The following is an 11,562-nucleotide window of genomic DNA, read 5'->3' as shown; positions in this document are numbered from 1 at the left end:
CGGTTAAGCGACTTAGCCGGGCTTTCACTCGCTCAGGAAATTTCATTTTCCTGACGAATCTGAGTCGCCCAACGCTGCGCGGCATCCGGCAGCGTGAACGCCGGAGACTGACGAAACGCATCGCCCACCAGCACAAAAGCCACGTATTTGTTGTTCAGCAGCCAGACATCATTAAACCCATCAACCCGCCAGGCATGGGATGGCGGCGCGGGTTCAACTCGCGGCTTATAGGTGATGACGGGACGGTTGTTCTGTTGACGCAGTGGTTTCATAAGCAATGGCATTCGAAGCAGGATTAATGAGTAACGTCACTATGATAGCGGATCCTCCCCCCTTTCGTCGCGTGAAGAAATACCTCACCTGTACAGTCCACAACCGGAGCCGGGAAAGCAGAGTCAGTGCGTTGTTCTATAGTTAGAGGGGTTTTCTTCTTATAACAACCCGGTTCTTCAGCAATGAAAACAGGAGACGAGTTCAATGTCGACGCACGATAAAAAACCTTTAAGTCATAACGCACCGATTCACGACGCCGATGAGTCTAAGCCCGGCATGGATTCTCTGGCCCCGGCAGATGGTAGCCACCAGCCTGACCAGGAGCCTACCGCACCTGGCGCGCAGCCTACCGCGCCCGGCAGTTTTAAAAGCCCGGATACCTCTAACGAAAAACTGAAATCCCTTGACCCTCATCGAAAAAATGGCGAAAACGTCCCCCTGACCACCAACCAGGGCGTACGAATAGCCGACGATCAGAACTCCCTGCGGGCAGGAACGCGTGGGCCTACGCTGCTGGAAGACTTCATCCTGCGGGAAAAAATAACCCACTTCGACCATGAACGTATCCCCGAGCGTATCGTGCATGCCCGTGGATCTGCCGCCCACGGCTTCTTCCAGCCCTACAAAAATCTGGGCGACGTGACGAAAGCAGATTTCCTCTCCGACCCGGACAAAATCACGCCGGTGTTCGTGCGCTTTTCAACGGTACAGGGTGGCGCAGGCTCAGCGGACACGGTGAGGGATATTCGCGGTTTCGCGACAAAATTCTATACCGAAGAAGGGATCTTCGATTTAGTGGGCAACAACACGCCGGTGTTCTTTATTCAGGATGCCCACAAGTTCCCTGACTTTGTGCACGCGGTCAAACCTGAGCCACACTGGGCGATTCCGCAGGGTGGCAGCGCGCACGACACCTTCTGGGACTATGTTTCCCTGCAGCCGGAAACGCTGCACAACGTGATCTGGGCAATGTCCGACCGCGGCCTGCCACGAAGCTACCGCACAATGGAAGGTTTCGGCATACATACTTTCCGCATGATCAACGCCGAGGGCAAAGCCACCTTCGTACGCTTCCACTGGAAGCCCGTCGCGGGCAAAGCCTCGCTGCTGTGGGATGAATCCCAGAAGCTTACCGGGCGTGACCCGGACTTCCACCGTCGCGATTTATGGGAGTCCATCGAAGCGGGAGACTTCCCGGAATATGAGCTGGGCCTGCAGCTGATCCCGGAAGAGGATGAATTCAAGTATGATTTCGACCTTCTGGACCCTACCAAGCTGATCCCGGAGGAGCTGGTGCCGGTGCAGCTGGTCGGTAAAATGACGCTCAACCGTAATCCAGACAACTTCTTCGCCGAGAACGAACAGGCCGCCTTCCACCCGGGCCATATCGTTCCTGGACTGGATTTCAGTAACGATCCGCTGCTTCAGGGGCGACTGTTCTCCTATACGGATACGCAGATCAGCCGCCTGGGCGGACCGAACTTCCATGAGATCCCGATTAACCGCCCGGTTTGCCCGTACCATAACTTCCAGCGCGACGGCATGCACCGCATGGATATCGACAGCAATCCGGCAAACTACGAGCCGAACTCTATCAATGATAACTGGCCGCGCGAAACGCCACCGGGGCCAAAACGCGGTGGTTTTGAAAGCTATCAGGCGCGCGTGGAGGGGCACAAAATTCGCGAACGCAGCCCGTCGTTTGGCGAATATTACTCCCACCCTCGCCTGTTCTGGCAAAGCCAGACGCCGGTTGAGCAGCAGCACATTATCGGCGCGTTCAGTTTTGAACTGTCGAAAGTGGCGCGTCCATATATTCGCGAGCGCGTGCTGGACCACCTGACGCACATCGACATCTCCCTCGCGCAGCCGGTGGCAGAGAACCTGGGCATTGAACTTTCGAAAGAGCAGATGCACGTCGCCCCGCCTAAAGACGTCAACGGACTGAAGAAGGATCCAAGCCTCAGCCTTTATGCCGTACCCTCGGGCAATATTAAAGGTCGTGTGGTTGCCGTGCTGCTGAGCGAAAACGCCAAAGCTGCGGATGTACTGGCCGTGGTGAAAGGCCTCAAAGCTCAGGGGGTTCATGCCAAACTGCTCTTCTCACGCATGGGACAAATCACCGCCGATGACGGTTCTGTCGTGCCGATCTCCGCCACGTTTGCGGGTTCACCGTCCGTCACCGTGGACGCCGTGATTGTCCCGGAAGGCGATCTGAGCAGCATCCTCAATGACGGTGAAGCGGCCTACTACCTGCTCGAGGCGTATAAGCACCTGAAAGTTATCGGTCTGCTCGGCGATGCCCGCAAATTTAAGGCAAAACTGAATATTGACGATCAGGGTGAAGAAGGCATCGTTGAAGCGGACGACGCCAGCGGTAATTTCATGGATGAATTCCTGAAATTACTTGCCGGACACCGTATCTGGACTCGCAGTAATAAAGTTGCGCATATTCCTGCGTAATAATTAACGCCATAGCCGTCATGGCTATGGCGTATTTTCAGCGTCGGCTTAAATTGAAGAAATAAAAAAAGCCCGAGCACGATAATCATCGTATTCAGGCTTTTCTTTTCGTGTACGTTAACTGCTCCGGGCTAGCCCATCTTCGCTATCGTAACGCAACACGGCAACGCTTTTTTATTCGCTAAACGGCGAATAATGGCGGAAATTACAGCGCGATAACGTTCGCTGCTGACGGGCCTTTAGCACCGTCTTCCACGCTGAATTTCACTTGCTGACCTTCTTCGAGCGTCTTGAAGCTGTCGCTCTGGATAGCAGAGAAGTGAACGAACACGTCCTTGCCGCCGTTGTCAGGAGTGATAAAGCCGAAGCCTTTATCAGCGTTAAACCATTTTACTAAACCAGTCAGTTGGGTAGACATAGATACTTCCTCAAAAAATTATTTCGCTACAATGTAGCCACGTGGTCTGAGATTCAGGATGACTTATGGGACTTTAGGAGAGACTCACGGAGAAGAGGTATCTAAGGATAACGCTTGAACTGAGAACTGCTTTACTAAAATGCTTTACATAAGGTCTGATGAACAAACCGAGGAGGCTATTAACGCATGATGCGAAATATTAAGCAAGCCCCATTTGCATATAATCCGATTAAAGACACTTCTTTACTTAAACGACCGGAAAATAACGAAACCGCAGAAACAAAAAAACCGCCTGAGACAGGCGGTTTTCTCAAAGACAATTATTACTTAGCTGCCTGTGGGTCAGTATCGTATTCCGCACAGGTCTGATAACCGGAGTTAATCACGTGTCCAGTATCATCCAGCGCGACGAAGTAGGTTTCAGTTTTACCATCGCGCTGACCCAGGATGTAGGTCTGGCAAGTCCCGCGAGCGTGGATCATTGTGACTTCTGATGAAGGTTTACCGGCAATCTGCTGAACCTGTTCACGGCTCATGCCTTTCTTAACATCTTTTACGACCGGAGTAGCAACCTGATCTTTCGTACGATCGTAAGCGGTACAACCTGCCAGCATTGTCATTACAGCCGCTGCACTTAAAATTCCTGCTAAGTTCTTGTTCATTTTATGTCCTCTATTATCAGCGTATTGCTTGCGCGTGTAAGACTAAGCCTGGAATATAAAGGAACATTTTTCAACTCGTTAGCTGAAAAGAATCAAAATTAGGACAAATGGCTATATCAGTACGTTAAGCGCGCAATCGCTCTAAATCACGCCAGTTAATGAGGCGGCTAAGGGCCGGAGTCTTGTCGTTTCACCCACAAAGGGTTAGTTTTAACAGATCTGTTTTTTGGCGGCCTGCGCATTGCAGGTGAACCGTATCCGGAGGGGGTTAAATGGCTCTGCAACAAGAGATTATTCAGGCGTTAGGTGTAAAACCACAGGTTGACCCGCACCACGAAATCCGCGTCAGCGTCGATTTTCTGAAAGCGTATCTGAAAACTTACCCGTTCATTAAATCCCTGGTATTGGGGATCAGCGGCGGTCAGGACTCCACGCTTGCGGGCAAACTCTGCCAGACGGCAATCAGCGAGTTGCGGGAAGAAACGAGCGACGATGCTTATCAGTTCATCGCCGTGCGCCTGCCCTTTGGCGTACAGTTCGACGAACAGGACTGTCAGGATGCCATCGGCTTTATTCAGCCGGACCAGGTGCTGACGGTGAATATCAAATCCGCGGTGCTTGCCAGTGAAGAAGCCCTGCGCGAAGCTGGTATTGAGCTGAGCGATTTCATTCGCGGTAACGAAAAGGCTCGCGAACGCATGAAGGCCCAGTACAGCATCGCCGGCATGACGAAAGGTGTAGTGGTCGGGACAGACCATGCGGCAGAAGCCGTCACCGGATTCTTCACCAAATACGGCGATGGTGGCACGGACATCAACCCGCTTTTCCGTCTCAATAAACGCCAGGGCAAACTGTTGCTGAAAACCCTTGGCTGTCCTGAACATCTTTATCTGAAGGCCCCAACCGCGGACCTGGAAGACAATCGCCCCTCCCTGCCGGATGAAGTCGCGCTGGGGGTGACCTACGAAAACATTGATGATTATCTGGAAGGCAAAAAGCTGGACAGCGCCATCAGCAGCATCATTGAAGGCTGGTACACCCGCACCGAGCACAAACGCCGTCCGCCAATCACCGTTTTTGATGATTTCTGGAAAAAATAAAACGGTGGATGACGCTAACGCTTATCCGGCAGTATTTTTTGTAGATCGGATTAGCGCAGCGTCATCCGGCAGCTCTTTTGCAGCCCTTTGTAGATCGGATAAGCGCAGCGCCATCCGACAAGATTTTCCCCTTTGAGATCGCATGGACAGTTCAGCACAGCGCGCCACCGCCTTTGGCCTTACAGCAATTATTCTGTGGAGCGCCTCCGTGGGTCTGCTGCGCAGCATCTCCGAACATTTTGGCCCGGTCGGCGGCGCCGCGCTGATTTACACCGTCAGCGCGCTTTGCCTGTGCGTTGCCCGCGGCCTGCCAACATTACGTGGAATACCACCGCGCTACCTGTGGACTGGCGGCGCGCTGTTCGTCAGCTATGAAATATTCCTCGCGCTCGCCATCGGGCTTGCCCACAGCCGCAGTCAGTCTCTGGAGCTGGGGATGATCAACTACCTGTGGCCCAGCCTGACCATCGTATTCGCGCTCTTCATCAACCAGCAGCGGGCAAGCCCGTGGCTGTGGCCCGGCCTTGCCCTCTCTCTGGTGGGGATTATTCAGGTAATGAAGGGTGACGGCAGCTGGTCGCCCGTTGAGATGTGGCACAACATTCTCGATAACCCCGTTGCCTATGGGCTGGCCTTCGCCGCCGCGCTGATCTGGGCGCTGTACTGCAACCTGACCCGCCGCTGGAGCGAAGGGAAAAGCGGCGTCACGCTGTTCTTCTGCGCGACGGCGTTGGTGCTGTGGGTAAAGTATGCCTTCGTCAGCGAAGCAGCGCTTGATTTCACCCTTCCGGCTACGCTTCAGCTGCTGTTTATGGGCATCTCAACCGCCGTTGCCTATTCGGCCTGGAATCACGGCATTCAGCGTGGAAACATGACGCTGTTGGCTACCGCCTCCTACTTTACTCCCGTGCTTTCCGCGTTTATCGCGAGCCTTTGGCTGGGTCTGCATCCCGGCTGGTCTTTCTGGCAAGGTGTGCTCATGGTGGCAGGCGGCTCGCTGGTCTGTTGGCTGGCCACCAGACGTTACGGATAAATCGCCGCTTTTTTGCACGCCGCCTGGCTGCTACACTGTACGGGTAAACAGTATCAGGAGTGAAGTGTGGTCAGACGTATCAGCGCCCCGCGGCTGCAGTTTGAAGCGGCGGCGGTCTATGAGTATCCCGAACATTTGCGCCCCTGGCTCGACTTCCTGCCGAAGCAGCCTGGCGTGTATGTCTTTCACGGTGAGAGCGACGTCATGCCGCTCTATATCGGTAAAAGCGTTAATATCCGCACCCGTGTGATGTCCCATTTTCGGACGCCGGACGAAGCCGCCCTGCTGCGTCAGGCCAGGCGTATCACCTTCACCCGCACGGCGGGAGAGCTGGGGGCGCTGCTGCTTGAAGCCCAGATGATCAAAGAGCAGCAGCCGCTGTTCAATAAGCGCCTGCGCCGCAACCGCCAGCTCTGTTCGCTACAGTTTACCGGCGTCAGGCCGCAGGTGGTTTACGCGCGGGATGTCGATTTTTCAAAGCAAACGGATCTGTACGGCCTGTACGCTAACCGTCGTGCAGCACTCCAGACACTGCAAACGCTCGCAGATGAGCACCAGCTCTGTTACGGCTTACTGGGGCTTGAAGCGCTAAGTGCCGGGCGGGCCTGCTTCCGTGCCGGGCTAAAACGCTGCGCGGGAGCCTGCTGCGGCCGGGAAACGGTCGACACGCACCACGCCCGCTTTCTGGCGGCGCTGGAGCGAGTCCGCGTAGTCTGCTGGCCCTGGCGCGGCCCGGTCGGACTGAAAGAGAGCGGTGAAGGCCTGACGCAATACCACATCATCGATAGCTGGTTCTATCTGGGATCGGTGGAAGCCTTAAGCGAAGCCAAAACCCTGGCCGCCCCGCCAAAAGGCTTCGATAACGACGGCTACAAGATTTTGTGCAAGCTGGTGATGAGCGGCGACTACGAAGTGGTGGAGCTGGGCTACCCCACCGCTTCGTCGCGGTTATGAGTTGAACGATGACCGCGGACCAGAAGGCAGAAGGTTAACGATGGCCTCAGGCCAGCTGTCGCTACAGCCCCACAGGCGCATCTGCTCAATATCCGGTGCCAGCAGGCGATCTTTATCGAGGAAGGCCACTCGTTCACGAATATCGCCAAACACCTTTTCCATCAGCGGTGAGCTGCGTAAGGGTCGAGAGAACTCCATACCCTGAGCCGCCGCCATCGCCTCAATGCCCACCACCGCGGCGGTGTTAAAGCACATTGCCCCCAGGCGGCGTGCTGCGTATGTCGCCATCGACACGTGATCCTCCTGATTAGCAGAGGTCGGCAGGCTGTCCACACTGCCAGGATGGGCGAGAGATTTGTTTTCAGAAGCGAGTGCGGCCGCCGTGACCTGCGCTATCATAAAGCCGGAGTTGATACCGCCCTCCTTGACCAGGAACGGTGGCAGACCGGAAAGCCCGGTATCCAGCATCAGGGCAAGGCGACGCTCGGAGATAGCACCGATTTCGGCAATGGCCAGGGCAAGAATGTCCGCAGCAAACGCCACCGGTTCGGCGTGGAAATTGCCGCCGGAGATGACTTCACCCGTCTCGCTGAACACCAGCGGGTTATCGGAGGCGGCATTCGCCTCAATTTGTAAAACGCGCGCGGCGTGGCGCAGGTTATCAAGGCATGCGCCCATCACCTGTGGCACACAGCGAATAGAATACGGATCCTGTACGCGCCCGCACTGCTGGTGGGAATCGACGATTTCACTGCCTTCGAGCAGCGAACGAACCGCCGACGCCACGTCGATCTGCCCCGTTTGCCCGCGCGCCTCATGAATACGTGCATCAAACGGCTTCACCGAACCTTTGATAGCCTCCAGGGACAGCGCTCCGGCGACCAGGCCTGCGGCAAAGACCTTCTCTCCTTCAAACAAACCGCGCAGCGCAAGCGCCGTGGAGACCTGGGTGCCGTTGAGCAGCGCAAGGCCCTCTTTCGGCCCCAGCACCAGCGGCTCCACGCCTGCGAGTTTTAGCCCCTGTGGCGCGGGGATCTCTTCCCCGTTAACCCGCACATTACCCTCCCCCAGCAGCATCAGCGAAAGATGCGCCAGCGGAGCCAGATCGCCGGATGCCCCTACGGAGCCTTTTTCAGGGATGACCGGCATGACGCCCGCGTTAAATAACGTCAGAAGAGTGTCGATCACCTGGAGCCGGACCCCTGAGTGACCGCGGGCCAGGCTGATAATTTTGCTGGCCACGACCAGGCGCACCACATCGTCCGCCAGCGGTTCGCCAAGCCCCACGCTGTGGGAAAGCACCAGGTTTCTTTGCAGCTCAGCCAGATGGTCATTAGCGATGGTGGTTTGCGCCAGCTTGCCAAAGCCGGTATTGATGCCGTAAACAACATCGCCATGATGAACAATGTCTTCTACCGTTTGTCTGGCCTGCTCAATGGCGCTGATGGCCTGCTTATCCAGTTCGAGCGTGACGTTGCCGTGATAAATATCGCGCAGGGCGGCAAGCGAGACGTGGCCGGGCGTGAGGGTACAGCGCTTCTTTTGCATCGACATAATAACTTCCTGTGGCTTCGTTCGGGTTAACGTATAGGCTTGTATAGACAAGTTAACTAATAAACCAAAACCACCGCCAGTAGGTCATAGGGAATTTTTATCGAACAGTGAGCGGGATCGCCCATAACCTTACATGGAGCAAGGATAAATCATTGCGGCACGGCACATTTTAGCTACTGAAAGGCCAATGCAAGGATGGGTCTGCGAAAGGTGTGAGTAGCCCTCAGAATGTGCCGGGCTACGGATGGACAATGGGGGAATCAGAGGTAGGTAATCTCACTGAACAATAGCTCCCCTTCTGATTTCAGCAGCCGCAGCGTGTGGCCACCTTCCTGCCACCATGCCCCCTGATCGGGCGAGAGCAGCTTATCTCCCAGCTGCCACTGCCCGCTAAGCACATAGACAATACCGCCGCGCGTCGCGAAGGTTGTAAAGGTTCTGTCAGCCACGCGCACCTTCGCCCGGCAGCGATCGCGGCGCGTCATGACGTTGAAATCCATCGACATGCCGTGCGTCAGCTCCGCCCTGACCGTCTGCTCACCCGCAAAGGCAAACGGCTGGTGCTTCCTGAGCGTATGGCGAAAGGCCGTTCCCCCCTCAAGGACGACTTCGCCTCCCTCAAGCAGGGTGATGACCCTGTCGACCTGCGGAAAAGCCGAAAACTCGCCGCTGCTGGCAATCGAAGCGATACTGGCACGCCAGTTAAAATCGCGGGTGGCCGGGGGAAAGCAGCAGATCTCACGGGTTTCGCCGGCGCCGTTGCGCCATAGGCTGACCGGCAGTTTTCGGATATCGAAAAATTCCATCACTACTCCTGAAGGCTGCGCATCACCTGCGCAAATTGGCTACTGCTCTGTTCATCGAGTGGGTGCTGCCTGTCAGTTATCACCTGCCTTCCAGCGACCCACACGTCTTTAATGTGTTCTCTTGTGCCGCCGAATAACCAGCGGTTTAGCACGGTGTAATCTTCAATATTTGCAAGCCAGCTATCCTGATCCAGCACCAGCCAGTCGGCCCGGTAGCCGGGGGCAATCGCACCCAGTGCCACGCCGCAGGCCTGCGCACCGCCCGCGGCTGCCTGACGCCAGAGCACCTCGCCTACCTGCGGCAGTTCGGGTAAAACAATGCGGTTACGTCGGCGGTCCCGCAGACGCTGACCGTATTCCAGCCAGCGCAGCTCTTCCTGAGCGCTAACCGACACGTGGCTGTCCGAGCCAATTCCCCAGTGTCCGCCCTGGGCAATAAAATCGCTGGCCGGGAATATCCCGTCGCCGAGATTAGCCTCGGTTGTCGGGCAAAGCCCCGCGACCGCCCGACTTTCAACAATTTGCGTCACCTCGTCCGCCGCCAGGTGGGTGGCGTGAATCAGACACCAGCGGTCATCAACCGCAAAACGGTTATACAGCCAGTTGACCGGGCGCTCCCCGCTCCATGCCAGACAGTCTTCCACCTCTTTTTCCTGCTCGGCAATGTGGATATGCACCGGCAGTCGGAAGCCGCTGGCCTCCAGCACATCTTCCATCTGCTCCTGCTTTACCGCCCGCAGCGAGTGGAAGCACAACCCCTGATTGATGAGAGGATAGTTTTGCAGCGCTTTCGCCAGCGCCTGCTGCTGACGCAGATACCTGTCCACATCCTGAATAAAGCGTTTTTGCCCGCTCTGGGCCGGCTGCGCCCCAAATCCCGCGTAGCTGTAGAGCACCGGCAGCAGCGTCTGGCCGATACCACTCTTATCGGCAGCAACCACCAGTTGCTGTAGCATCAAATCGCCTGCCGGATAGTGTTTGCCATTAACGTCATGATGCAGATAGTGAAATTCCGCAACCTGGGTGTATCCACCTTTCAGCAGGTCAATGTACAGCCGGGTGGCGATTGCCCCCATCTGCTCCGGGGACAGTTTTTCCACCATGCGATACATCAGCTCCCGCCAGGTCCAGAAGCTGTCCTGCGGATGACCAGCTACTTCCGCAAGCCCCGCCATTGCCCGCTGGAAAGCATGGGAATGAAGGTTTGCCATGCCGGGGATAACGACACCAGGCAGCAGGGTGGCATTTTCCGCGCTGGCCCCGGCTTCGATATGGGTTACCACCCCCTGCTCGTTGACGGAAATACGCACATTGTGTCCCCAGCCCTGCGGGAGCATCACACACGGAGCATAAAATGACGGCATAGCGGGTTCCTTAGCAAAACGAAAATATTGATTTAACGTTAATTCTGCGCCGGGGAAAAAGATATATTCTCTGCAGGAAGACAGGCCAGCTTTTTTTATGTCTTGCGACAAAATCCTGCCGTGCGGCAGCGATATCGGGAGGAGAGAGGGGAAGAAGGCTGGAAGTATAAAAAAGAAAACCGCCGGTCCTGCCCACAGCGATAACGCTCTCGTGGACAAGACCGGCGGTCTTAAGTCAGTCGATCAGTTATTCGTGATCGGTTGGCATTTTACCTTCATGCGCATGACGTTCTGTCAGACGCTTCTCAAAATTGGCATTAAATTGCTTTTTCTGCTCAGGGGTCAGAATGTTGTAGATCTTATTCTGAGTTTCCATGTGAGCCAGCATGCGGGCCTTGTTCTGCGCGGCCATTTTATCAATCTGCGCCTCAGCCTTCGCCTTATCGAAGCTATCGCTTGCGATAATGCTGTGTGCCGCGCGACGTTCTTCTAATGAAGGACGCTCCATCTTACCGCGCTGGGCTTTCATGATATCGCGCACCTGCTGCTTCTGCGCGTCGGTCAGGTTCAGATTTTTAAACATCATATCGTGATGACCACCGCGCATACCTTTGTGATGCATCATCGGCGCATCAGTTTTTGCCGCGGTAGTCGAAGTGGTGTCTGCGGCGTGCGCCAGGTTCGCTGCGCCCAGAGCCAGAGTTGAAGCAACAAAGAGAGCTGTTAATTTACGCATAATATTATCCTTCTCATTTAATTTGGTTCTTTTCACGACTGGGTTGCCGTGTTGACGAGATTGAGTTTACGGGGTCAATCGTCAAGCAGTAGAGTGCCGGAGTAAAGCATTGCAAGGATAAAAAACAATAATGCATCAATTATGGAGAAAATAAGAATTAAGGTGGGGATAATGATGACAAAATATAACAACAGGCTGA

11 protein-coding genes are annotated in these 11,562 nt (G+C 55.4%); 4 read left to right on the top strand and 7 right to left on the bottom strand.

Annotated elements, in window-relative coordinates:
• Positions 1-32: 32 nt before the first annotated feature.
• Positions 33-284, bottom strand: a complete 252-nt coding sequence (gene cedA, locus HYQ67_RS09895) for a cell division activator CedA (protein WP_202303528.1) — start codon at positions 282-284, stop codon at positions 33-35.
• Positions 285-477: 193 nt separating this feature from the next.
• Here cedA and katE point away from each other — a divergent pair, with 193 nt between their 5' ends.
• Positions 478-2,736 (top strand): catalase HPII, encoded by a 2,259-nt coding sequence (gene katE, locus HYQ67_RS09890; RefSeq protein ID WP_202303527.1) that lies wholly within the window; start codon positions 478-480, stop codon positions 2,734-2,736.
• A 205-nt stretch (positions 2,737-2,941) separates the two neighbouring features.
• Here katE and cspE read toward each other — a convergent pair whose 3' ends face one another.
• A complete protein-coding gene (cspE, locus tag HYQ67_RS09885; RefSeq protein ID WP_202303526.1) occupies positions 2,942-3,154 on the bottom strand; it encodes a transcription antiterminator/RNA stability regulator CspE in 213 nt (70 codons plus the stop codon).
• Positions 3,155-3,477: 323 nt separating this feature from the next.
• Positions 3,478-3,816, bottom strand: coding sequence for an osmotically-inducible lipoprotein OsmE (osmE, locus tag HYQ67_RS09880; protein ID WP_202303525.1), 339 nt, complete (start codon positions 3,814-3,816; stop codon positions 3,478-3,480).
• A gap of 272 nt (positions 3,817-4,088) precedes the next feature.
• Here osmE and nadE point away from each other — a divergent pair, with 272 nt between their 5' ends.
• The 3 genes from nadE to cho all read left to right on the top strand — a co-directional run bounded on the left by nadE (position 4,089) and on the right by cho (position 6,903).
• The gene (nadE, locus tag HYQ67_RS09875; protein WP_202303524.1) at positions 4,089-4,916 is read left to right on the top strand and encodes an NAD(+) synthase; all 828 of its coding nucleotides are present in this window, start codon (positions 4,089-4,091) and stop codon (positions 4,914-4,916) included.
• A 142-nt stretch (positions 4,917-5,058) separates the two neighbouring features.
• Entirely contained in the window at positions 5,059-5,949 is an 891-nt protein-coding gene (gene yddG, locus HYQ67_RS09870) for an aromatic amino acid DMT transporter YddG (RefSeq protein WP_202303523.1), read from the top strand.
• A gap of 66 nt (positions 5,950-6,015) precedes the next feature.
• Positions 6,016-6,903 (top strand): excinuclease Cho, encoded by an 888-nt coding sequence (gene cho / locus HYQ67_RS09865; protein ID WP_202303522.1) that lies wholly within the window; start codon positions 6,016-6,018, stop codon positions 6,901-6,903.
• On the opposite strand, the gene hutH is transcribed toward cho, so the two are convergent.
• The 4 genes from hutH to spy form a co-directional block, all read right to left on the bottom strand.
• Entirely contained in the window at positions 6,898-8,457 is a 1,560-nt protein-coding gene (hutH, locus tag HYQ67_RS09860; RefSeq protein ID WP_202303521.1) for a histidine ammonia-lyase, read from the bottom strand. The two genes, cho and hutH, sit on opposite strands and share 6 nt — an antisense overlap.
• Before the next feature lie 260 nt (positions 8,458-8,717).
• Positions 8,718-9,263 (bottom strand): environmental stress-induced protein Ves, encoded by a 546-nt coding sequence (gene ves / locus HYQ67_RS09855; RefSeq protein WP_202303520.1) that lies wholly within the window; start codon positions 9,261-9,263, stop codon positions 8,718-8,720.
• 2 nt (positions 9,264-9,265) lie between these two features.
• Positions 9,266-10,627 (bottom strand): formimidoylglutamate deiminase, encoded by a 1,362-nt coding sequence (locus HYQ67_RS09850; protein ID WP_202303519.1) that lies wholly within the window; start codon positions 10,625-10,627, stop codon positions 9,266-9,268.
• A gap of 247 nt (positions 10,628-10,874) precedes the next feature.
• A complete protein-coding gene (gene spy / locus HYQ67_RS09845; protein WP_202303518.1) occupies positions 10,875-11,363 on the bottom strand; it encodes an ATP-independent periplasmic protein-refolding chaperone Spy in 489 nt (162 codons plus the stop codon).
• Positions 11,364-11,562 lie beyond the last annotated feature (199 nt).

It is taken from the genome of Dryocola clanedunensis subsp. sulfonylureivorans (assembly GCF_016756775.1).
In the GTDB taxonomy this organism is placed as follows: domain Bacteria; phylum Pseudomonadota; class Gammaproteobacteria; order Enterobacterales; family Enterobacteriaceae; genus Dryocola; species Dryocola clanedunensis.
Note: the sequence above shows the minus strand (reverse complement) of the source record. Positions and strands in the feature narration are given on the sequence as shown.